The following is a 23,502-nucleotide window of genomic DNA, read 5'->3' as shown; positions in this document are numbered from 1 at the left end:
ATGAGAATATATGCGACACTAGCTCAGCTGGTAGAGCGCAACCTTGCCAAGGTTGAGGTCACGAGTTCGAACCTCGTGTGTCGCTCCAAATTGTTCTTAGATACAATATCAATTAGGTTGTAATTTATTACTACCGCTAACGTGATGAAACGTTAGACCTGTTAGAATGACATCGGTAGTCATTTACTGATACGTCATTATCCAATTAATGCTGTGAAGCATTATCTATTGATAAACATTACACTTAAAAAATAATACTACGGATTAGGTATTACGTTCTAATCAATAGTTAGTAGTGCGACGTCAAAATATAGCCATCCACATGAGTCAGACTCGTAATATTGTGGATAGGTTTTGCTCTTATATTTACATTAAATCATTTTAGAAGAGCCTATATTTGGGCTTAAAGTATATTAATCAACATACTTATCCACAGAGTAATAATTGTGGATAACTTGGTTGATATTTTGATATTAAGCTCTGGAATCATTCTTAGTAAAAAAGATCTTCTTATCAAATGACAAAAAAACGTGATGCTTAAATTGATTTAAGCTATTGTTTTTAATTGCATTTTGTTGGTTTCTGGATGGTTTTTACTATCGGGGATAAGATCTTTAATGATTATTTTGTTGATCTTAGTCATATCTTGTGTCTGTGTTTAACTTCCTTTTCTATGGTTAAAGCACGCGAGCTTGCGTACTTTTTCCACATTTTATCTTGCTTTCACGACCTAGCTCGAAATTATGAGTAATGCTATTCGAGCTGGCTTATTTTAAGCATCTCTAGGTAGTCCTTTCTCGATAATACGTATCAAGCGCTGTGTTTTTTTGGTTGATACGCCTTGTTCACTGTTTTGGCTTTGCTGTTGTGTCAGTGCCCATTGAATATGTATATCTAAGGTTTCTGATAACCCTTGTCGTTTTTCAAGAGCTTCAATAATAGCTGGAGAGTAGGGAGCATTACCCATTGCAATGCTAATATTACGTAACCATTGTAGGTGACCAATACGGCGAATGGCTGAGCCTTCCATTTTTTTCATGAACTCTTCTTCAGTCCAATTAAATAAATAGATGAGGTCAGGTGACTCAAAAATACTTTTACGATGAAAATCTGGTTGTTTAGTAATTTCCGATTCTCGGTTCCAAGGGCAGACGAGTTGGCAATCATCACAACCATAAATACGGTTTCCCAGCTTTGGGCGTAGTTCTTCAGGAATAACACCAGCAAACTCGATGGTTAAATAGGAAATACACAAGCGAGCATCAACAACACCAGGTGCAACGATGGCTCCTGTTGGACAAGATGTGATACAAGCCACACACTTTCCGCATTGCTCTTCTTGGGCAACATCTGTAGGCAGAGGAATATCCACTAGGAGCTCACCAAGAAAGAACCAAGAGCCCGCATTGGCATCAAGTAATAGCGAGTGCTTTCCCACCCAGCCAAGTCCAGCTTTTTCAGCTAATGGCCGTTCTAAAATCGGTGCGGAGTCCACAAAAGGACGAAAGCCGAGCTGTCCTACCTCTTTTTCAATTTTCTGTCCGAGCTTTTTGAGTTGGTTACGTACAAGTTTGTGATAATCACGGCCTAAGGCATAGCGGCTGATGTAAGCTTGGCTTGGGTTATTTAAGTTAGAGGCAAAGTGTGCTTCAGGTGGAAGGTAGTCCATTCGCACACTGATCACTCTTAATGTTCCCGGGTGGAGCTCATCGGGTCTTGCTCGCATCATTCCATGTCGAGCCATCCAATCCATCTCCCCATGGTAGCCAGCATCAAGCCAATCTTGTAAGGGCTTTTCATGAGCGCTTAAATCTACATCACAAATTCCGACTTTTTGAAAACCTAGCTCTTTACCCCATTGCTTGATATTTTGAGCAAGTTCGGTGTAATCAATAACCACAAAAACCTAACTGATAGAGTGAAATATTCATGTCTAAGAGTTTACCACAAAGGCTTTATTGTGCTGAGCAGGTCAAGCAAGGAGAGCAAGTTGTTGCAAGCAAAATGCAGTTGCCGATGTTTGATCTAATGGCTCGTGCAGGGCAGGCCTTGTTTGATCATGTTCAGCAGCAATGGCCTGAACTTAAAACGATGCTGGTGTGCTGCGGTACAGGTAATAATGGCGGGGACGGCTACGTATTAGCTTACTTAGCGAAACAGGCGGGTATTGCTGTTCAAGTATGGCAGTTAGGCCAGGCCAGTGCACTTAAAGGCGATGCGGCTATTGCTCGTGATTTGTGGTTATCTGAAGGTGGGGATATTGATAGGCCTGATAAGCACATTCCTGAGCAAGTAGAGCTTATTGTTGATGCCATTCTTGGTATAGGGATTAAAGGCCCAGTTCGTTCACAAGCCGCTGATGTGATCCGTACGATTAATGCGGAAAATCGTCAGGTTTTATCTGTGGATGTTCCTTCTGGGTTGGACTGTGATATCGGTGTGGCTCCTTCTGAAGTAGTGCAAGCAACGACGACTCTGACGTTTATTGCAGTAAAGCAAGGTCTGTTAACTGGTATTGCTAAATCCGTTGTAGGAAAGTTGTACTATGCGGCCCTTGATGTACAAGAAGAGTTTGAACAGCTGGTGAAGCCGAGTTGCTGGCGGGTCTCTGAAAGGGATGTGATTGATTTATTAGCGCCTCGTCATGTTCTCGCTCATAAAGGGAGTCACGGGCGAGTGGTCTGCATTGGAGGAGATTATGACATGGCGGGTGCCATCGCATTAAGCTCCCAAGGTTGCTTAAGAACGGGCGCGGGTCTGGTTGCGGCGATCACACGAACCGATCACATCACGCCTTTAATTGTTCGTACTCCTGAACTCATGGCATTAGGTTGCGAACGTGCCGATGAAGGACACGTGAAGCAGCGCTTAGAATGGGCTGACGTCGTGGTGATTGGCCCTGGATTAGGAGTGGAAAATTGGGGGCGATCTTTTTATCAGTTACTCACACAACCTGATATTATCGACAAGTTGAATCTAGTGTTTGATGCTGATGCATTGAACTTGTTAGCTCAAGAGCCGAGCTATAATGATAAGCGTGTCCTGACTCCTCATCCCGGGGAAGCTGCTCGACTGTTAGGTTGTAGCGTTTCAGACATTGAATCAGATCGCTTTTTAGCTGTCTCAAATATTCAGAAAAAATACGGCGGTGTCGTGGTATTAAAAGGGCCAGGCAGTATCATTTTTGATGGTGAAAATTACGCTTTGGTTCAAGAAGGTAACCCTGGTATGGCATCAGGCGGTATGGGGGATGTTCTTTCTGGTATTATCGGGGGCTTACTTGCTCAGCGGCTAACGCTTTTTGATGCTGCTCGGTTAGGTACATGGATTCACAGTAGAGCGGGTGATCTTGCCTCTCAAAACGGAGAGCGAGGTATGTTAGCCTCAGATTTATTCCCTTATATTAGACAATTAATAAACGTACAAAAAATTGAAGATGCAAACATTAGAACTGACTCTTGTTACTGAGCAAGACACAATTGATTTAGGTAATAAACTGGCCCATGCGTGTCAGCAACAAACAACTATTTATCTACATGGTGATCTAGGGGCTGGGAAAACGACGTTTAGCCGTGGTTTTATTCGATCTTTGGGCCATCAAGGTAACGTGAAAAGCCCAACATACACATTAGTGGAGCCTTATCAGTTAGCGCAGTGGCAGGTATATCACTTTGATTTGTATCGCTTAGCTGATCCTGAAGAACTTGAATTTATGGGGATTCGTGATTATTTCACGGATGACGCAATCTGTTTGGTGGAGTGGCCTGAAAAAGGAGAGGGGCTACTACCAAAGCCGGATTTGGATATTGAATTGCGTTATAGCGGAGAGCAACGTTTAGTTACGATCAGTGCAAATAACGAGTATGGTGTAAGTTTGGTCAAGCGTTTGGAGTTGTGTTGATCTGTAAAGTTGTGCGAGCGAGTTTTACGCTCATTTTATTATGGATGATGACTGGCGCTTCTTTGGTGTATGCAAATACCTTAGAAGGGCTACGAGTTTGGCCTGCCCCCGATGAAACCCGAGTGGTGATCGATTTAAAGCAAGAAGCGGACTACAGCTACTTTACACTAAGTAGCCCGAGCCGCTTAGTGGTTGATCTGAAAAACACGGACTTGAAAGCAAAGCTACCGATCAATGTGACGGGCAGCGCGGTGTTATCGAAAGTTCGTAAAAGTACCCCTCCAACAAAAGGCACTTATCGCCTTGTTTTCGAATTAAAAAAAGCGTCTAAGCCTAATTTATTTAAATTAGCGCCAACACCTGGTGGGCAATACGGTCACCGCTTGGTGGTGGATCTACCGCATTCTAAATCGACCTCAGCGGTTGTGGCGAAGCCAACCCCTGCGTCGGTGAGTAAACAGGCCAGTCAGTTAGCGGGTACTGCTGATATCATAGTTGCAATTGATGCTGGTCACGGTGGTGAAGATCCTGGCTCTATTGGTCCTACTCGTAAATACGAGAAACACACTACGCTTGCAGTCTCTAAGAAAGTTGCCGCAAAAATTAATGCAATCCCCGGTATGAAAGCGGTGTTGACTCGTCGAGGAGATTATTTTGTTAACCTTAACCGCCGTTCTGAGATTGCTCGTCAAAATAAAGCACATTTATTAGTTTCCATTCATGCAGATAGCTTTACTTCCTCACAACCAAGAGGTGGTTCGGTATTCGTCTTAAACACCAAGCGTGCCAATACAGAAATTGCCCGCTGGGTTGAAAAACACGAAGAACAATCTGAATTATTGGGTGGTGCTGGTGATGTGTTATCAAGCACGAAAAACGATCGTAATTTGAGTCAAACGTTATTGGATTTGCAGTTTAGCCATTCTCAAAAAGAGGGCTTTAATGTGGCTACCAATATCTTAGCTGAAATGGGGAAGGTGACTAAACTTCATCGTCGTGATCCTATTCATGCCAGCTTAGCGGTTTTAAAGTCCCCAGACATTCCTTCGGTACTGGTTGAAACGGGGTTTATGTCTAACCCGAAAGAAGAAAAGCTACTGTTTCAAAAAAGTCATCAAGATAAGTTAGCGCGCGCTATTACAAAAGCTATCGTCAGTTATTTTGAGGGGACTCCCCCAGAAGGAACCTTGTTTGCCCTGAGAAAAAATGGCATTAAACACAAGGTAAAAAGAGGTGAGTCGTTATCTTTGATTGCCAATAAATATAACTCCTCGGTGGCTGCGATTCAAAAAGCGAATAAGCTTAAAGGGACAGGTTTAGCCATTGGGCAAGTATTAACGGTTCCTAGTAAAGGCGTTATGGCCTCAGCATCAAAAGCGGTTTCAAGTGTTAAGTCATCCACTGTGATTCATGTTGTGAAGAGCGGGGAATACTTAGGGAAGATTGCTCAGGATTACAATGTGACGATGTCCAGCATTCGTAAGCTGAATAACTTGCGTTCAGATACTTTGAAAGTAGGGCAAAAACTGAAAGTAAGCACTAACTACAAACCCACGATTACGCATAAAGTTAAACGTGGTGACTTTTTAGGAAAGATTGCCGCGAACTATGGCGTTACCATCGACAGTATTCGTAAAACGAACAAATTGCGTTCTGACAAATTAGCTGTTGGCCAAACATTAATCATTCCAAGTAGTTAGTAGTTTATGACGATTCAAATCTTACCAGCTCGACTAGCAAACCAAATCGCCGCCGGAGAAGTGGTTGAGCGCCCTGCTTCGGTGGTGAAAGAGCTAGTAGAAAACAGCTTAGACGCTGGTGCCACCCGTATTGATATTGATATCGAGAAAGGTGGTAGCAAGATGATCCGCATTCGTGATAACGGAAAAGGAATCGTCAAAGAGGAGCTGGGTTTAGCGCTGAGTCGTCATGCAACTTCCAAAATTCATACTTTGGATGATTTAGAAGCCATTGTGAGTTTGGGGTTTCGTGGTGAAGCGCTAGCAAGTATCAGTTCTGTTTCTCGTCTTACTATCACATCTCGTACTGTCGCGCAGGAACAAGCATGGTCCGCGTATGCAGAAGGGCGAGATATGGCGGTAAAAACCAAACCTGCCGCTCACCCTGTAGGAACCACCGTTGAAGTCTTGGATCTGTTTTTTAATACGCCAGCTCGACGTAAGTTCCTCCGAACTGAAAAAACAGAATTTGGTCATATTGATGAGTTATTAAAGCGTATTGCTTTAAGTCGTTTTGATGTGGCGATTAACTTGCGCCATAACGGAAAAGTGATCCGTCAGTATCGGGCTTCACAAACGGATGCTCAACGAGAGCGTCGATTAGCGGCGGTATGTGGTCAAGGCTTTGTGCAGCACGCTCTGAGCGTAAAATTAGAATACGGTGATTTAACGTTATCTGGATGGATATCTTCTCCGGAAGGGGCTCGTTCACAAGGTGACTTGCAGTACTGTTATGTGAATGGTCGAATGATGCGAGATAAGCTCATTAACCATGCGATACGCCAAGGGTATGAGAGCAGTCTGCGCCCTGAGCAATTTGCAGGTTATGCATTATTTATTGAAATCGACCCCCACCAGGTGGATGTGAATGTTCACCCTGCAAAACACGAAGTTCGTTTTCACCAAGCACGACTAGTTCATGATTTTATCTACCAAGCGATCAGTGACTCTCTGAAGCAAAGTGCTCAACTGCCTCATGTGGAGAATCTTTCTGAATCGGAGAATGAGTCGCTTGAGAATGAAAAAGGCAGTGTGTCCAAAACGGTTGAATCACCTGCTTCTTTGCAAGAGAAGCCAGCTCCCTCTCCTGTGATGGAGGCGATTGCTAATTCTCCGGTTTATCCGAATAAAGCGGAACCAAGAGAGTGGATTCAATCTGCACCTAACCCAAGCCGAGGGACAAGTTACAAAAGCAGCCATTCGAATACTACCACGAGGCCCGGGCACAACTCTGCTCGACCGCCTTCTTCTTATGGCAATAGTAATTATGAGCGGCCACGGCCTCCTTCTGCTAAGGAAGTCAAAAACTATCAAAAGCTGATGCAGACGCCGGACTATGGTGTCGCTGAAAAAGGGGTGGCAGAAAAAGCGACAGATATTACGCCATTGCCAGAACGAGCCCCAGTCGGAATGGTTCCTTCTGCCCCAGAACAAGGTTCGATCAAAAGTTTAGGTAAAGCACTTACGGTCATTCAAAATCAATATTTACTGATGGCCAGTGGTGATGAAGTGCAGCTACTGTCGTTAAGACATGCCCAATACCTTCAAATCTTAGGGCAATTAAATACGGCGGTAGAGGGGGAATTAAAAGCTCAGCCTTTATTGATTCCGCATACGTTACCTATTGCTCAAGAGCAAATGGAAACATTAAATCAGAATTATAATCTACTGGCTAAATTAGGGATCCAATTAAAACCGAAAGGACATGATGCTGTGATAGTCATGGCAGTTTCACAACCATTAAGACAGCAAAATTTACAGCAGTTAGTACCAAATCTGTTATCTTACTTAGACAAACAAGAATCAGATTGTGGGATTGTGAATATTATTCCTTGGCTTGCACAGCAATTGACTCATGATGTAAGTGAATACACAACCGCTCAAGCTATTCAGTTAGTGTCTGAATTAGAACAATTATGGGGTGAACAGTTGAGTGCCTATCATGCACAACTGCTACAGCCTGTAGATACGATCGCAGCAATAAAAGCATTTAATCATGACTGAACAACTACCTAAGGCCATCTTTTTAATGGGGCCTACGGCATCGGGTAAAACCGAATTAGCAATAAGATTACGACAACGTTTTCCAGTGGAGTTGATAAGTGTCGACTCTGCCCTAATCTATAAGACGATGGACATCGGTACAGCCAAACCAGATGAGCGAGAACTTTCTCTTGCTCCTCATCGTCTGATTGATATTCGAGATCCAAAAGAAAGTTATTCAGCAGCTGATTTTCGTCGTGATGCATTACGTGAAATGAATGACATAGTCGCTCAAGGAAAAATCCCGCTCTTGGTAGGGGGAACCATGCTGTATTTTAAAGCATTACTTGAAGGCTTATCGCCATTACCTGCTGCTGACCCTAACATTCGTGCTGAAATTGAGCGCCAGGCAACAGAAATGGGCTGGCAAGCCATGCATGATCAATTAGTTGAAATAGATCCTGTTTCAGCAGCCCGAATTCACCCCAATGATCCGCAACGCCTGTCGCGAGCATTGGAAGTTTTTCGAATTTCGGGTAAAACTTTAACTGAGTTAACCCAGACTCAAGGTGAGTCACTGCCATTTAGGGTTCATCAGTTTGCGATAGCACCCAAGGAAAGGGCAGAACTGCATCGCCGAATTGAATTACGTTTTAACAATATGGTTGAGGCGGGATTTGAGCAAGAAGTTCAAGCATTGTATCAACGAGGAGATTTGCATCCAGAACTCCCGTCAATACGTTGTGTGGGCTACAGGCAGATGTGGGATTATTTGGACGGGAATGGTACGTTAGATGAAGCGATTTTTCGTGGAGTCTGTGCCACTCGTCAATTGGCCAAGCGACAAATTACCTGGTTGAGAAGCTGGGAAAATTTAACTTGGTTGGATAGTGACGACATTGATAGTGCGTTACAAACAGTCACAAACTCATTGATTAGTGACTGATTGAACTGTGTATAATGTTGTCTGTTTTTGCGTATTTTATTGATTCATTTAGTTCATAGCTAAAGAAAATTACAATTACAAACAAATAAGGAAAAGAAAAATGGCTAAGGGGCAATCTTTACAAGACCCGTTTTTAAATGCGCTGCGCCGAGAAAGGGTGCCTGTTTCTATTTATTTAGTAAACGGCATCAAACTACAAGGCCAAATTGAATCGTTTGATCAATTCGTAATCCTATTAAAGAACACTGTTAATCAAATGGTATACAAGCATGCGATTTCAACAGTGGTTCCGGCTCGTGCAGTGAGCCACCACAGTGCGACGGAGCGCCCACATGGCGACCGTCCTCAAGAGAAAACTGAAGATTAATCTTTCTTTAGTAAGGAGTTGATTGCTTGTTTGACCGTTATGAATCCGGTGAGCAGGCTATTCTTGTTCATATCAACTTCACGCAGGAAGGCGAGTGGGAAGATCTCAGCGAATGTGAAATGCTGGTATCTTCAGCGGGAGTGAACACGCTACGTGTGATTACAGGTAGTCGTCAAGCTCCCCACTCTAAATATTATGTCGGTGAGGGTAAGGCTCAGGAAATAGCAGATGCTGTTAGAGCCGAAGGGGCAAATATTATTATATTTAATCATGCCTTATCTCCTGCCCAAGAACGTAACCTTGAAGGGCTATGTAAGTGCCGAGTATTGGATCGCACAGGACTTATCCTAGATATCTTTGCTCAACGTGCGCGTACCCATGAAGGTAAACTTCAAGTTGAACTTGCTCAATTACGTCACCTTTCCACCCGACTGATTCGCGGTTGGACCCACCTTGAAAGACAAAAAGGTGGTATAGGTTTACGTGGTCCGGGTGAGACTCAGCTAGAAACCGACAGACGTTTGTTGCGTGACCGAATTAAAGCGATTTTGCGTCGTTTAGCAAAAGTAGCTAAACAGCGTGAACAAGGTCGCCGAGCAAGAAATAGAGCTGAAATACCGACAATCTCGCTGGTGGGTTACACCAATGCGGGAAAATCGACCTTGTTTAACCGTATTACGGAAGCAGGGGTTTATGCTGCGGATCAGCTATTTGCAACTTTAGATCCAACGCTAAGAAAAATTGAGCTTGCTGATGTTGGTACGGCTATTCTTGCTGATACCGTAGGTTTTATTCGCCATTTGCCACACGATTTAGTAGCAGCGTTTAAAGCAACATTGCAAGAAACTCAAGAAGCGGACATCTTACTGCATGTGATTGATGCCAGTGATGACCGTTTCCGTGAAAATATCGATGCAGTCAATGTGGTGTTAGAAGAAATTGAGGCCGATGAAATTCCGTCACTTTTGGTGATGAATAAAATCGATAACCTTGATGATCCAAAACCACGAATCGAAAGAGATGAAGAAGGCATACCTCGTTGTGTGTGGGTATCGGCGATGGATGGCCTGGGCATGGATCTGCTGTTTGAGGCGCTCACAGAGCGACTAGCAGGTAGCATGGTTTGCCATACACTTCGCTTACCTCCTGAGTATGCTGGTCGAATTCGCAGTAAGTTCTTTCAGTTGCAAAGCATTCTTAATGAAGAGTATGAAGACGATGGCTCTTTATTGATCGATATACGTATGCAGCAGGTAGATTGGTTAAGACTTGCAAAAAGGGAAGGCACCCATTTAAGTGACTGTATTGTTACTTAGTGGGTTCTAAGGTAGTTAATACTGTCGTCATATTTATTGATGGAGTTCTCTAATGGCGTGGAATGAGCCTGGTAACAACAATGGCCGCGATAAAGACCCTTGGGGTAATAACAATCGTGGTGGTAATAATCAAGGTCCACCGGATCTTGATGAAGTATTTAGTAAATTAAGCCAAAAACTGGGCGGTAAGTTCGGTGGTGGCAAGAGTGGTGGCAATGGCCCTTCTATCGGCGGCGGTAGCGCCATTGGTTTAGGTGTCGTTCTTGTTATTGCTGTCGCATTTTGGGTTTTCTCTGGTTTCTATACCGTTGGTGAAGCTGAGCGTGGTGTTGTTTTACGTTTAGGTAAATATGATCGCATGGTTGATCCTGGCCTTAACTGGAAGCCAACCTTTATCGATGAAGTGACTTCAGTTAACGTACAGGCGATTCGTTCTTTACGTGGCTCAGGCTTGATGCTGACAAAAGATGAGAACGTAGTAACGGTAGAAATGGGGGTTCAGTACCGAGTATCTGACCCACATAAATACCTATACAGCGTGACTAATGCAGATGACAGTTTACGTCAAGCAACAGACTCTGCGTTACGTGCGGTTATTGGTGATGCGGTTATGGATGACATCCTAACCAGTGGGCGTCAGGCGATCCGTGAACGTACTCAAGTTGTGTTAAATCGCATTATTGATCGTTACGACATGGGCTTAGAAGTTGTTGATGTGAACTTCCAGTCAGCTCGTCCACCAGAAGCGGTAAAAGCGTCATTTGATGATGCTATTGCAGCGCGTGAGGATGAAGAGCGTTTCATTCGTGAAGCAGAAGCGTACCGTAATGACGTATTACCAAAAGCGACAGGTCGTGCTGAACGTCTGAAAAAAGAAGCACTTGGTTATTCAGAACGTATTGTTAACGAAGCTTTGGGTCAAGTTGCTCAGTTTGAGAAACTATTACCTGAATACACTGCTGCACCTGATGTTACTCGTAGCCGTTTGTACTTAGATACAATGGAACGTGTATACAGCAATACCAGCAAAGTATTACTTGATTCTGAATCAAGCGGTAATCTGCTGTATTTGCCTCTGGATAAACTGGTTGAGCAATCTCGTTCTGGCGCAAAAGCGACGAAGAGCAGCAATGCAAGTCCAAACTATAACATTGAAGTAGAAACAAGCCCGCAAGAGCTACCTACTTCTGATTCAAATCGTTCATCAACTCGCCAAGGGAGATACTAATCATGCGTAAGTTAATGATCCCTGCACTTGTTGTTGTTATCGCTCTTTTCTTGATGTCACTGTTTGTGATCCCAGAAGGTGAGCGTGGTATCGTTATTCGATTTGGTCGTGTTTTAAAAGACAATAATGAAATCGCACGTATTCACGAACCGGGTCTGCATTTTAAAATGCCATTGTTCGACCGTGTGAAGAAGTTAGATGCTCGTATCCAAACAATGGATGATCAATCTGACCGTTTTGTAACGTCTGAGAAAAAAGACGTTATCATCGATTCATTTGTTAAATGGCGTATTGCTGACTTTGGCCAGTTCTACCTAGCAACAGGTGGCGGTAATATCCTAACGGCAGAAGCTCTTCTACAGCGTAAAATTGCAGACGGCCTACGTGCTGAAATTGGTTCTAAGACCATTAAAGAAATTGTGTCTGAAAAACGTGATCAGGTAATGGAAGATGTATTAGCTGATTCGAAAGAAAGTTCGCAAGATCTGGGTATCGAAGTGGTTGATGTTCGAATCAAGAAGATTAACCTTCCTGATGAGATCAGTGAATCTATTTACCGTCGTATGCGGGCAGAACGTGAAGCGGTTGCTCGTAAGCACCGTTCTCAAGGTCGTGAAAAAGCCGATGTAATCCGAGCGCAAGCGGAACTAGAAGTGGCAACATTACTAGCAGAAGCAGATAAAACAGCTCGTGTTACTCGAGGTCAAGCAGATGCAGAAACTGCGTCTATTTATGCGTCGGCATTTAACAAAGATCCTGAGTTCTACCGTTTCTTACGTTCATTACAAGCGTATGAGAATAGCTTTAACAGCAAGAGCGATATTTTAGTTCTTGACCCTCAAAGCGATTTCTTCCAATACATGGGTAATGTAAAAGGCGTAGAAGCTGAGCAATAAAGTTCGCAGTGCTATTTAATTCAACAAGGTCCTTCGGGGCCTTGTTTTCGTTTGGGGGAAGTATGTTTGACGTTTTATGGCTGGTGATTGGTCTCGTATTAATTGTTGAAGGAGCTGGCCCTTTAATTGCTCCGCAAGGTTGGCGAAATATGGTCGCACAGTTAAGTCAACAATCAGACAATAACTTACGTCGCATTGGTGGCTGTTTGGTGGTAGCTGGGGTCGTGATCACGTACATGATGTGGCATAAGCTGTAAATTAGATTGCTTCTTTCATGTGACATATTTCTTGCAAATATGCTTTGTATGGTTAAAAAATGACTGCAAGAATGAACTGAAGGTGCTAGAATCCTTTTTTAACTATACAAGCAGACTTGGAAAGATGGGAAATAACGTAGTCGTTCTGGGCACCCAATGGGGTGACGAAGGTAAAGGTAAAATCGTTGACCTTTTAACTGAAGATGCAAAGTACGTGGTTCGCTACCAAGGCGGTCACAATGCTGGTCACACACTGGTAATTGACGGTGAAAAAACCGTTCTTCATTTGATTCCATCAGGCATCCTACGCGATAATGTTAAATGTGTTATCGGTAACGGCGTTGTTCTTTCGCCTGAAGCTCTACTTAAAGAAATGAAACCTCTTGAAGAGCGCGGTATCCCGGTTCGCGAGCGTCTTTTCGTTTCTGAAGCTTGTCCTCTAATTCTTCCTTACCACATCGCAATCGACAACGCGCGTGAAGTTGCTCGTGGTAAAAAAGCGATTGGTACAACAGGTCGTGGTATCGGTCCAGCATACGAAGATAAAGTTGCTCGTCGTGGTCTACGTGTTGGTGACCTTTTCGACAAAGAAGCATTTGCAGAGAAGCTAAAAGAAGTAATGGAATTCCATAACTTCCAACTAGAGCACTTCTACAAAGCTGACACAGTAAGCTACGAAGAAGTACTTGAGCAGTGCATGGGTTACGCAGAGCTATTAACTTCAATGGTTATGGACGTAACTGACGAACTAGACGCAGCACGTAAGCGCGGCGACAAGATCATGTTCGAAGGTGCTCAAGGTACACTACTAGATATCGACCACGGTACTTACCCATACGTTACTTCTTCTAACACGACTGCTGGTGGTGTTGCTGCAGGTTCTGGTTTTGGCCCTCGTCATATCGGTTACATCCTTGGTATTACTAAGGCTTACTGTACTCGTGTTGGTTCAGGTCCATTCCCAACTGAGCTTTACGATGGTCTAGATAAGCAAGATCCAATTGGTAAGCACCTAGGTGATGTTGGTCACGAGTTCGGCGCAACGACTGGTCGTCTACGTCGTACAGGTTGGTTTGATGCTGTAGCAATGCGTCGTGCAATCCAAATCAACTCTATCTCTGGTATGTGTCTAACGAAACTAGACGTACTAGACGGTTTAGAAGAGATCAAGATCTGTACTGGCTACAAGATGAAAGATGGTTCTATCCTAGAAGTGTCGCCAATGGCTGCTGAGTCTTTCGAAGAAGCGACTCCAATCTACGAATCTATGCCTGGTTGGTCTGAAATCACATTTGGTGCTAAGTCAATCGATGCGCTTCCACAAGCTGCTCTTGACTACATCAAACGTATCGAAGAACTAACAGGTGTACCAGTTGATATCATTTCTACTGGCCCAGATCGTAACGAAACAATCATCAAGGTTCACCCTTACCAAGCTTAATTTTGATTGTTAGCGATGAATTAGAAACCAGTGCTCCGGCGCTGGTTTTTTTTCGCCTGTTGTTTTTAGGCGGGCTTGATCCGCGTATTTAATGGAATAAGTTGGCTATTTATCACGCGTTCAGGTTATTTATTAATGTGGGCAAAAAATTGCCGCTGGGAGGCAATTTTTGTTAAAGACTTTTCTTTCATTGCCGATATAAAAATCACGGTATAGAAAGGTAGAGTCCTCATGAAACTTCGTGTATTGATAGCATCCATGATGCTAGCATCTGCGTCTGTTCAAGCATTGACAGAGGTAGGAGAACCTGTGCCCATTTATTCGGAAGCACAGTTGATCAACATGTTTGATACTAATAGCCATCTTGATAAGCTTAAGGCGGATAATTGTCAGCTATTAGAAGATATTGTTGCTAGGGCAACTCGAATTGATTCCCCCGCTTATGAGTTTTTGTACGGCGATATGCTGGCGTGGGGTGTGTGTGTCGATCGAGATGTTGAGCTCGGTATTTATTATATGGAAAATGCGGCTCACCAAGGGTTACCATCGGCACTAGAGCAATTAGGTCGCTATTACGCAACTGGAACGCTCGTGCAGCAAGATCGAGAACGCGCGATCCCATATTTGCGAGAAGCTGCTTCTATGGGAAACCTTAATGCCCGTATACACTTAGCAGAATTATTACTTGGGGATTATGGCAGTCCTCTTGATTATGAAGATGCCTATCGATGGCTCTACAATTCCGTGACTGCCGATAAAATGGCCCACCGAAAAATTGCAGCCCTACGGCGAGACTTAGAACTGAGAATGCCTGAAAATATTATCGCTAGAGCGAAAAGGCGCGACGTTTTCTGGTAATAAAATTTTCTATACCGACATTAAAAAGGCCCTACTACAGGGCCTTTTTTGTTTTCATTTTTTTGGACAAGTAGATCACTTTACCTTACTGAACCACTTCACCACTTTCTATAACCGTTTCACGAACCACTTTGGTAAATTCAAGGGCTTCTTGTCGGATCTTGTCTTCATTCACCGTTAATACGTTGCGATCTTTCATAATGATGTTGCCATCAACGATGGTATGGCGAACATTACCAGAGTTGGCTGAGTACACCAGTGCAGAGTATGGGTTGTACACAGGCACCATATTAGGCGCTTTAGTATCGATAACAATGATATCAGCCAGTTTGCCTGTTTCTAATGAGCCGATCTTATCTTCCATGTGAAGTGCTTTTGCTGCGCCCATGGTGGCCATATCGATCACTTTGATCGGTGGCATGGCTGCACGATCTTGGTTGACTAGTTTATGTACTTTGGCAACTTGGTTAAATTCATCAATGGTGCTTAATGTGTTGCCAGACATTGGACCGTCAGTACCTAGCCCAATACGTACATCTTCGTCGTACATCTTCAGTGCCGGCGATACCCCTTTTGCTGATTTGATGTTGGCGCTCATGTTGTGAGCCACGCCCATATCCGACTTTTTGACCAGCTCGATATCTTTGTCGTCGACTAGGATCATATGGGCACCAACAAGGTTTTTGTTCAGAGCGCCAATGCTATCCATGTATTCCACAGGAGACATGCCGTCAGCACGCTTGGCGATTTTTTCTTCTTCGCGGTGAGATTCAGCAAGGTGGATCATCACAGGCACATCGAGTTCTAAAGAAAGCTTCGCAATTTTTTGCAGGATCTCAGTTGTATTTGTGTACGGAGCATGAGGGGCAAATGCCGGGGTAATACGTGGGTGATCTTTATATTCTTCAATGAAGTTCAGCGCGTATTTGATGCCTTCTTCTGCATTGGCTGCATCGGCAACTGGGAATTTGATCACCGTTTCCCCAAGCACTGCTCGCATACCGATTTGATCGACGGTTTTGGCGACTTCATCTTCAAAGTAGTACATGTCGGCGTAAGTGGTGACACCGCCTTTTACCATTTCCACGTTGCCTAAGTTAGCACCGATGCGAACCATATCACGAGATACTAATTTCTTCTCCAGCGGGAAAATATAACGGTGTAAGCGGTCTGGTACATCATCCGCTAATGAACGGAATACCGTCATTGAAACGTGAGTATGTGAGTTAATTAGGCCAGGCATTACAATGTCGCCATCCACATCAAGTACTGTGGTTGCTTGGTATTCTTTTGCTAGTGATTCATCACCAACGGCGATGATTTTATTCCCTTTTACAACAACCGTACCCTTTTCATAGGTGGTTTTTGCTTCGTCCATGGTCAGAAGAGTCGCATCGGTGATCATAAGATCGGCTTTTTGTGCTGCAGAAGCAGTAAAAGGAAGAAGCCCAGCGGCTGCAATGGCAACGGCAAGAAGAGAGCGTTTTAATTTCATTGTAATGCCTTAATTAGATCGGACAGGAACTTAAGGCAGAATGATAGACTGTTACTATAAAGATGCAATCGATTGCTTTATCAGTAGTAATAAACTGTGATCTTAATCTGCGCTGTGAAAAGATATAGCAAGATGTGAATAGGATGCCATGCATATTGTTATACATGGCATTCATATTGATGTGATTAAAGTACTTTGTGAGGGCCAAAACACTCGTAATGAATCGACTCGTTAGCCACACCAAGAGCCGTTAACTGCTTGGCGACGTGCTGCATGAAAGGTACGGGGCCACAGAAGTAGAAATGGGTGTTTTCTAAATCCAGAGTGTCTTTTATTTGTTGGATGTCGATAAGCCCGGTGAAATGGAAATCTTCATTGATGGTGTCGGTGTCGCTAGGCTCTCGATACCACACATGACTAGAGACATTGTCATTGCCCATTGCAAGCTGCGTAATGCGATCTTTAAAGGCATGAACAGAGCCATTTTCTGCCGCGTGGAGCCAGTGAATAGAGCCTGCATGCTGAGCTTGAATGGTTTCTAACATGGAAAGGGTTGGTGTGATGCCGACACCCGCAGAAATTAAAGCGACAGGTGTTTCTGGTGCTACATCTAAGAAGAAATCACCACAAGGTGCAGCCAGATGAACCGTGTCGCCAATCGTCAGACTGTCATGTAAGTAACGAGATACTAAGCCTTTGTCTTCACGTTTTACTGAAATACGGTAACTTTTACCATTTGGTGCATCAGACAAACTGTATTGGCGAATCTCTTGGTTTTCAAATTCCTCTGGCGTTAAATAAATACCAACGTACTGACCCGGTAGGTAATCCACCACGGCAAGTTCATCCATAGGATGGAAAACAAAACTGGTAATGAGATCGCTTTCTTTTGTTTTTTCAACCAGCTTAAATTCACGTGTGCCTCTCCATCCGCCTGTTTGCGACTCTTTCTCTTGGTAGATGGCTTCTTCACGATTAATAAATACATCTGCCAGCACGCCGTAAGCGGCTCCCCATGCGTCTAGTACTTCTTGGCCTGGTGAAAAAAGCTCATCAATCGTAGCCAGCAGGTGAGTACCAACAATCTGATATTGCTCAGGAGTAATATTAAAACTGGTGTGTTTCTGGGCGATCTTTTCAACCACAGGCAGTAGAACTTCTAGGTTATCAATGTTGGCAGCATACCCGTGAACGGCATTAAACAGTGCTTCACGCTGACTACCTGAGTCTTGATGTGTGAGGTTAAAAATATCTTTTAGCTCAGGGTGGTGAGCAAACATACGGTCATAAAAGTGCGCCGTTAGTTTCGGGCCTGTTTCTGCGATTAAAGGAGCGGTAGATTTCACGATATCAATGGTTGTTTGATTTAGCATATGGCTGACTTCCAATTAAAGTTGTATTTATAATGCATGTTTTAAGTTGTATCTAAAATATATCTTTTAGTCAAGAAGCGAATTACACTAAGCTGTCGCTTTTGAAAATCGATGTGCAATAAGGAGTATAATTTGCAATTGACCCGTTTTACGGATTACGGCCTGAGATCACTCATCTACTTAGCCTCTCTACCGAAAGGGGAATTAAGCAGTATTAGTCAAGTAACAGACATGTTTGGTGTCTCACGTAACCATATGGTTAAAATCATTAATAAACTGGGCCAAGAGGGCTACATTCATACCGTACGAGGAAAGAATGGGGGCATTTGTTTAGGCAAGCCTGCTAATGAGATCCGTATTGGTGAAGTCGTGCAAGTTATGGAGCCACTTCAAGTGGTCAATTGTGGCCCTGAGTTTTGCCATATTACGCCTGCGTGTCGGTTAAAAGGAGCACTAGCGTCGGCAAAAGAGGCGTTCTTGGCAGAGCTGAATAAACACACTTTGCAAGATATGCTGACAGATAATTCAGAGCTATTAATCTTACTGACATCTCCTCAAGCTTAAATACAACTTATCTTTTTAAATTTAATATTGTTACTGGTTTTCTATCGGTTAGTGCCTGACTTAGATATAATCATCAACAATACCCTTCCTTCTGAGTAAATCTGCCTATGTCGAATGATAACCATAGTGATCCTTTCGTTGAACGCGAAGCACAAAAATACGAAAACCCAGTACCAAGCCGTGAATTTATTTTAGAGTTTTTGGCCAAAGCTGATACACCGCTTAACCGAAACGATTTGTTTGATGTCTTAGGTTTGTCAGGCGAAGAGCAATATGAAGGTTTGCGCCGTCGTCTTCGTGCTATGGAGCGAGATGGTCAGCTCGTGTTTACTCGTCGTCAATGTTATGCCCTGCCCGAACGACTGGAAATGGTAAAAGGGTACGTAATTGGCCACAAAGACGGTTTTGGTTGGGTTCGTCCAGAAGGCAGTATTGGCAAAGACAATGATATTTCACTGCCTTTCCACCAGATGAAAACTATCGTGCATGGTGATTTTGTGTTGGTTCAACCGTCGGGTACCGATAAACGAGGTCGCAAGGAAGGGCGATTGGTTCGAGTGCTCGAAGAGCGTAAAACTCAACTTGTCGGGCGTTTTTTCTTAGAAGACGGTTTGTGTTACGTGGTGCCAGATGATACTCGTATCAGCCAAGATATCTTGATCCCAAAAGACAAGCGATTAAATGCGCGTATGGGGAATGTGGTGGTATTTGAAATCACCGAACGTACTCGTACTCGCGGCATGATAGGTCAGGTGGTAGAAGTTCTTGGTGAAAACATGGCTCCGGGAATGGAAATTGAAATTGCCCTGCGTACGCACAGCATTCCTCATGAGTGGCCAGAAGAAGTGGACGCTCAGATCAAAGGACTTGCAGAAGAAGTTCCAGAAGACTCCAAAAAAGGCCGTGTGGATTTACGTGATCTTCCTTTGGTTACTATTGATGGGGAAGACGCCCGAGATTTTGATGACGCGGTATTCTGTGAAGCGAAAAAATCAGGCGGGTGGCGTTTATGGGTCGCTATTGCTGATGTGAGCCACTATGTTCGCCCTGACAGTGCACTAGACAAGGAAGCGGTTAACCGTGGTAACTCGGTGTATTTCCCATCGCAAGTAGTCCCAATGCTTCCTGAAGTGCTTTCTAACGGTTTATGTTCACTCAACCCACAAGTGGATCGCTTATGTATGGTGTGTGAAATGACCATTTCGGCGACCGGTAAGCTGTCTGGTTACAAACACTACGAAGCGGTGATGAACTCTCATGCTCGTTTAACTTACACCAAGGTAAACGATATTTTGGAAGGCAATGAAGAGCTGCGTGAACGCTACAAAACCTTAGTTCCACATCTTGAGCAATTGCATGCGATGTATGAAGTGCTTAAAAAAGGCCGTGCTCAGCGTGGGGCGATTGAGTTTGAAACCATTGAAACCAAATTTATCTTTAACGCGGATCGAAAAATTGATCGCATTGTGCCTGTGGAGCGTAACGACGCCCATAAGCTGATTGAAGAGTGCATGATCCTTGCGAACATCGCTTCGGCTTCGCTGGTGGAAAAAGCCAAAGAGCCTGCGTTGTATCGTGTGCATGATTCCCCAAGTGAAGAGCGTTTATTGGGCTTTAGAGATTTCTTAGGGGAATTAGGTTTAGGGCTTACTGGTGGTCTAGAGCCGTCGCCGACAGATTATGCAGGATTAATTCAGCAGATCTCGGAGCGCCCAGACAAAGAGTTGATCCAAACCATGTTGCTGCGCTCCATGAAGCAAGCGGTTTATAATGCCGACAATAACGGCCATTTCGGTTTAGCGCTGAAGCGTTATGCTCACTTTACGTCACCCATTCGCCGATACCCTGATTTATTGCTTCACCGTGCCATCAAATACTTAATCGCCAAAGAAAAAGGCGAAAACAAAGATCGTTGGACACCAACGGGCGGCTATCACTATTCTTTTGATGATATGGACGTGTTGGGCGAGCAGTGTTCCATGACTGAGCGTCGTGCTGATGATGCCACTCGTGATGTGTCTGATTGGCTAAAATGTGAATACATGCAGGATCATGTGGGTGAAGAGCTTGACGGTGTGATCGCCAATGTCACTGGGTTTGGTTTCTTCGTTCGCTTAAGTGAATACCACATTGATGGTCTCGTACACATTACCGCTCTGGACAATGATTACTATCAATTTGATCCTGTGGGGCAGCGTTTGGTCGGTGAAAGCTCGGGGCAAATTTATCGCTTAGGCGATCAGGTGAAAGTGAAGGTTCGTGCGGTGAACTTAAATGATCGTCAGATTGATTTTGAATTGAGCGGAACCAGCCGTAAAGTACGCGGTGCAGGTAAAACAGCGAAAAAGAAAGCACGCCAAGAAACTAAAAGCGGTGAGCGTCGTTCTGAACGTAAAGGTTTGCCGCCAAAAGGAAAAACTGGTGCTGCTAAAAAGCGTCGCTCAGGAAAAGTGAAGCCAAAAGCTCAAGCGATGGTGGAGCCAACTAAGCGTCCTGATGGCAGTGTGGTGAGTGAGAAGCAAGCAAACCCTGCTCGTCCGAAATCTAAGGCTGAAAAAGCACGTAAGAAAAAATCGCGCCATAAAGCCAATAAGCAAAAAGCCCGTACTAAAAACAAGTAAGCGAAGACATAAATTATGAGTAACGAATATATCTACGGCATCCATGCTGTTAAAGCGGTTTTAGCAACAGATCCTGTTCGCTTTGTTGAAATCTTTGTACTAAAAGGCCGTCAGGATGATCGCTTACTGCCAGTATTGAATGAGCTGCAACAGTTAGGCTTTTCAATGCAACAGATGGGTAGAAAGGCTTTAGATGACAAAGCAAATGGTGCCTCTCACCAAGGGATCATTGCGCGAGTCAAACCGGCTAAGCAGCTGAATGAAAATGATCTTGATGGCATCTTAGCTCAGTATGAACAGCCGCTGTTATTGGTGTTGGATGGGGTGACGGATCCACATAATCTTGGTGCGTGTTTGCGTAATGCGGACGCAGCAGGAGTGGCTGCGGTGATCGTGCCAAAAGACAAATCGGCCTCGATGAATGCCACTGTCAGCAAAGTGGCTTGTGGTGCGGCGGAGGTGGTGCCATTAGTGCGAGTGACCAACTTAGCGCGTACGATGCGTGCGCTGCAAGAAAAAGGCGTATGGTTTGTGGGCACGGCTGGTGAAGCGACACACGATGTGTTTAATACCAAGCTTACTGGGCCTTTAGGGATTGTGATGGGGGCGGAAGGTGATGGTATGCGCCGTCTGACGCGTGAAACCTGTGATGATCTTATTAAAATCCCAATGGCTGGCTCCGTGTCGAGCTTAAATGTGTCTGTGGCGACGGGAATTTGTCTATTTGAAGCGGTGCGTCAGCGTCAGGCTTAATTCTATTTTAGGGTATTAATACAGTACCTAGTGGATGAAAAAATACAGAAGTGACTGATAATCCTTCTGTATTTTTTTGTTTTTATCTTTCTATTCGATTTGTGATCTCTGTAATAAATGCCTTGCCAGCTCCGATCGTTTTCTGTACTATTTGCCGTCCTTAATTCTCGGTCTTTTTATTAGTTCCTTGCTTCCCTTGGATGACCGAGCCACTCGTGGAAGCTGAATAATCCGTAAGGAGCAACCCGATGCGTCATTATGAAATCGTATTCATGGTGCACCCTGATCAAAGCGAGCAAGTTGCTGGCATGATCGAGCGTTACACTGGTTCAATCAAAGATTCTGGTGGTCAAATCCACCGTCTTGAAGACTGGGGCCGTCGTCAAATGGCTTACCCAATCAACAAACTGCACAAAGCACACTACGTTCTAATGAACGTTGAAGCTGACCAAGCAGTGATTGATGAGCTAGAAACTGCTTTCCGTTTCAACGATGCAGTTATCCGTAACATGATCATGCGTACTAAAGGCGCTATCACTGAGCCATCAATCATGTTGAAGGCTAAAGAAGAGCGTTCTTCTAAGCGTGAAGAGCGTTCAGAGCGTACTGAAGCTCCAGCAGCAAAAGCTGAAGGCGAAGCTGCGGCTGAGTAATTGATTGATGACCAATCGAATGGAGTTGACTGGCGTTATTGCTAAAGCTCCGGTTCGAAGCCTAAGTCCTGCGGGCGTGCCTCATTGCCACTTTGTGGTTGAGCATCGTTCGGTTCAACAGGAAGCTGAACTACCAAGGCAAGTGTATTGCCGCATCAACGTAGTCATCAGTGGGCAAGGGTCGCAAGCATTAACTCAGAACATAGCTTTAGGCAGTAACATCACGGTAGGTGGCTTTGTTGCTTACCAGACCGGCCGAAATGGCGTAGGTCGTTTAGTGTTACATGCCGACCAAATCAAACAAATTTAGATCAGGAGATAGCCCATGGCTCGTTTCTTCCGTCGTCGTAAATTCTGCCGTTTCACTGCAGAAGGCGTACAAGAGATTGACTACAAAGACGTAGCAACTCTTAAAAACTACATCACTGAAGCTGGTAAAATCGTACCTAGCCGTATCACTGGTACTCGCGCTAAATATCAGCGTCAGCTAGCTCGCGCTATCAAGCGTTCTCGTTACCTAGCACTTCTACCATACACTGACAAGCATCAGTAATCGGTAGCGGTTTAAATTAAGTTTAAGAGGACTAAGATAATGCAAGTTATTCTACTTGATAAGATCGGTAACCTAGGTAGCCTTGGCGACCAAGTTGCAGTTAAAGCTGGTTACGCACGTAACTTCCTTATCCCACAAGGTAAGGCTGTTATGGCAACTAAAGCTAACGTTGAAATGTTCGAAGCTCGTCGTGCTGAACTAGAAGCTAAAGTTGCTGCGCAACTAGACGCGTCTAAAGCTCGTGCTGAGAAACTAGAAGCGCTAGAAGCTGTTGTTATCGCATCTAAAGCTGGTGATGAAGGTAAACTATTCGGCTCTATCGGTACTCGTGACATCGCTGACGCAATTACTGCTGCTGGTGTTGAAGTATCTAAGAGCGAAGTTCGCCTACCTGAAGGCGCTCTACGTAACACTGGTGAATTCGAAATTAGCATCCAACTTCACTCTGAAGTTTTCGCTAAGATCGCACTACAAGTTGTTGCTGCTGAGTAATCCTTAGCCAAGACGATTTTTTAAAACGCTGACTTCCGAGTCGGCGTTTTTTTTATCTTGTGATCT

General features: G+C 44.1%; 22 protein-coding genes and 1 tRNA gene. 20 read left to right on the top strand and 3 right to left on the bottom strand.

Annotation, left to right across the window (positions count from 1 at the left end):
* Positions 1-12: 12 nt before the first annotated feature.
* Positions 13-88 (top strand) — tRNA-Gly (locus tag MHO82_RS18035).
* A gap of 684 nt (positions 89-772) precedes the next feature.
* On the opposite strand, the gene queG is transcribed toward MHO82_RS18035, so the two are convergent.
* Positions 773-1,894 carry a tRNA epoxyqueuosine(34) reductase QueG gene (gene queG / locus MHO82_RS18030; RefSeq protein ID WP_239186047.1) on the bottom strand — a complete coding sequence of 374 codons (1,122 nt, stop codon included), beginning with the start codon at positions 1,892-1,894 and terminating at the stop codon, positions 773-775.
* 35 nt (positions 1,895-1,929) lie between these two features.
* Between queG and MHO82_RS18025 the strand changes: the two genes are divergently transcribed.
* From MHO82_RS18025 to MHO82_RS17970, 12 genes are all read left to right on the top strand, one after another.
* Entirely contained in the window at positions 1,930-3,468 is a 1,539-nt protein-coding gene (locus MHO82_RS18025) for an NAD(P)H-hydrate dehydratase (protein WP_239186023.1), read from the top strand.
* The gene (gene tsaE, locus MHO82_RS18020; protein WP_239186020.1) at positions 3,437-3,901 is read left to right on the top strand and encodes a tRNA (adenosine(37)-N6)-threonylcarbamoyltransferase complex ATPase subunit type 1 TsaE; all 465 of its coding nucleotides are present in this window, start codon (positions 3,437-3,439) and stop codon (positions 3,899-3,901) included. The genes MHO82_RS18025 and tsaE overlap by 32 nt, the downstream gene beginning before the upstream one ends.
* A 44-nt stretch (positions 3,902-3,945) precedes the next feature.
* A complete protein-coding gene (locus MHO82_RS18015; RefSeq protein ID WP_239186045.1) occupies positions 3,946-5,601 on the top strand; it encodes a LysM peptidoglycan-binding domain-containing protein in 1,656 nt (551 codons plus the stop codon).
* Between the two features lie 6 nt (positions 5,602-5,607).
* The gene (gene mutL, locus MHO82_RS18010) at positions 5,608-7,644 is read left to right on the top strand and encodes a DNA mismatch repair endonuclease MutL (RefSeq protein WP_239186018.1); all 2,037 of its coding nucleotides are present in this window, start codon (positions 5,608-5,610) and stop codon (positions 7,642-7,644) included.
* Positions 7,637-8,569, top strand: coding sequence for a tRNA (adenosine(37)-N6)-dimethylallyltransferase MiaA (miaA, locus tag MHO82_RS18005; RefSeq protein ID WP_239186016.1), 933 nt, complete (start codon positions 7,637-7,639; stop codon positions 8,567-8,569). The genes mutL and miaA overlap by 8 nt, the downstream gene beginning before the upstream one ends.
* A gap of 100 nt (positions 8,570-8,669) precedes the next feature.
* The gene (gene hfq / locus MHO82_RS18000) at positions 8,670-8,936 is read left to right on the top strand and encodes an RNA chaperone Hfq (protein WP_239186014.1); all 267 of its coding nucleotides are present in this window, start codon (positions 8,670-8,672) and stop codon (positions 8,934-8,936) included.
* A 26-nt stretch (positions 8,937-8,962) separates the two neighbouring features.
* A complete protein-coding gene (hflX, locus tag MHO82_RS17995; protein WP_239186012.1) occupies positions 8,963-10,252 on the top strand; it encodes a ribosome rescue GTPase HflX in 1,290 nt (429 codons plus the stop codon).
* Between the two features lie 52 nt (positions 10,253-10,304).
* Positions 10,305-11,480, top strand: a complete 1,176-nt coding sequence (gene hflK, locus MHO82_RS17990) for an FtsH protease activity modulator HflK (protein WP_239186010.1) — start codon at positions 10,305-10,307, stop codon at positions 11,478-11,480.
* Between the two features lie 2 nt (positions 11,481-11,482).
* Positions 11,483-12,376 carry a protease modulator HflC gene (gene hflC, locus MHO82_RS17985; RefSeq protein ID WP_239186008.1) on the top strand — a complete coding sequence of 298 codons (894 nt, stop codon included), beginning with the start codon at positions 11,483-11,485 and terminating at the stop codon, positions 12,374-12,376.
* A gap of 62 nt (positions 12,377-12,438) precedes the next feature.
* Positions 12,439-12,633, top strand: a complete 195-nt coding sequence (locus MHO82_RS17980; protein ID WP_239186006.1) for a DUF2065 domain-containing protein — start codon at positions 12,439-12,441, stop codon at positions 12,631-12,633.
* Between the two features lie 124 nt (positions 12,634-12,757).
* The gene (locus tag MHO82_RS17975) at positions 12,758-14,074 is read left to right on the top strand and encodes an adenylosuccinate synthase (protein WP_239186004.1); all 1,317 of its coding nucleotides are present in this window, start codon (positions 12,758-12,760) and stop codon (positions 14,072-14,074) included.
* 231 nt (positions 14,075-14,305) lie between these two features.
* The gene (locus MHO82_RS17970; RefSeq protein ID WP_239186002.1) at positions 14,306-14,932 is read left to right on the top strand and encodes a tetratricopeptide repeat protein; all 627 of its coding nucleotides are present in this window, start codon (positions 14,306-14,308) and stop codon (positions 14,930-14,932) included.
* 85 nt (positions 14,933-15,017) lie between these two features.
* On the opposite strand, the gene MHO82_RS17965 is transcribed toward MHO82_RS17970, so the two are convergent.
* Positions 15,018-16,427, bottom strand: coding sequence for an amidohydrolase (locus MHO82_RS17965; RefSeq protein WP_239186000.1), 1,410 nt, complete (start codon positions 16,425-16,427; stop codon positions 15,018-15,020).
* 185 nt (positions 16,428-16,612) lie between these two features.
* A complete protein-coding gene (gene hmpA, locus MHO82_RS17960; RefSeq protein WP_239185999.1) occupies positions 16,613-17,800 on the bottom strand; it encodes an NO-inducible flavohemoprotein in 1,188 nt (395 codons plus the stop codon).
* A gap of 132 nt (positions 17,801-17,932) precedes the next feature.
* Between hmpA and nsrR the strand changes: the two genes are divergently transcribed.
* From nsrR to rplI, 7 genes are all read left to right on the top strand, one after another.
* On the top strand, positions 17,933-18,364 hold the full coding sequence (gene nsrR / locus MHO82_RS17955) for a nitric oxide-sensing transcriptional repressor NsrR (protein WP_239185997.1): 432 nt from the start codon (positions 17,933-17,935) through the stop codon (positions 18,362-18,364).
* A 107-nt stretch (positions 18,365-18,471) separates the two neighbouring features.
* Positions 18,472-20,985: a ribonuclease R gene (gene rnr, locus MHO82_RS17950; protein WP_239185995.1), complete on the top strand. Its 2,514-nt coding sequence runs from the start codon at positions 18,472-18,474 to the stop codon at positions 20,983-20,985.
* A 15-nt stretch (positions 20,986-21,000) separates the two neighbouring features.
* Positions 21,001-21,738, top strand: a complete 738-nt coding sequence (gene rlmB / locus MHO82_RS17945; RefSeq protein WP_239185993.1) for a 23S rRNA (guanosine(2251)-2'-O)-methyltransferase RlmB — start codon at positions 21,001-21,003, stop codon at positions 21,736-21,738.
* A 248-nt stretch (positions 21,739-21,986) separates the two neighbouring features.
* Positions 21,987-22,391: a 30S ribosomal protein S6 gene (gene rpsF / locus MHO82_RS17940; protein WP_239185991.1), complete on the top strand. Its 405-nt coding sequence runs from the start codon at positions 21,987-21,989 to the stop codon at positions 22,389-22,391.
* Between the two features lie 7 nt (positions 22,392-22,398).
* Entirely contained in the window at positions 22,399-22,701 is a 303-nt protein-coding gene (gene priB, locus MHO82_RS17935) for a primosomal replication protein N (RefSeq protein ID WP_239185989.1), read from the top strand.
* Between the two features lie 15 nt (positions 22,702-22,716).
* Positions 22,717-22,944 carry a 30S ribosomal protein S18 gene (rpsR, locus tag MHO82_RS17930; protein ID WP_002539422.1) on the top strand — a complete coding sequence of 76 codons (228 nt, stop codon included), beginning with the start codon at positions 22,717-22,719 and terminating at the stop codon, positions 22,942-22,944.
* A gap of 39 nt (positions 22,945-22,983) precedes the next feature.
* Entirely contained in the window at positions 22,984-23,436 is a 453-nt protein-coding gene (gene rplI, locus MHO82_RS17925) for a 50S ribosomal protein L9 (protein ID WP_239185987.1), read from the top strand.
* Positions 23,437-23,502 lie beyond the last annotated feature (66 nt).

It is taken from the genome of Vibrio sp. Of7-15 (assembly GCF_022347565.1).
Taxonomy (GTDB): Bacteria; Pseudomonadota; Gammaproteobacteria; order Enterobacterales; family Vibrionaceae; genus NORP241.
Note: the sequence above shows the minus strand (reverse complement) of the source record. Positions and strands in the feature narration are given on the sequence as shown.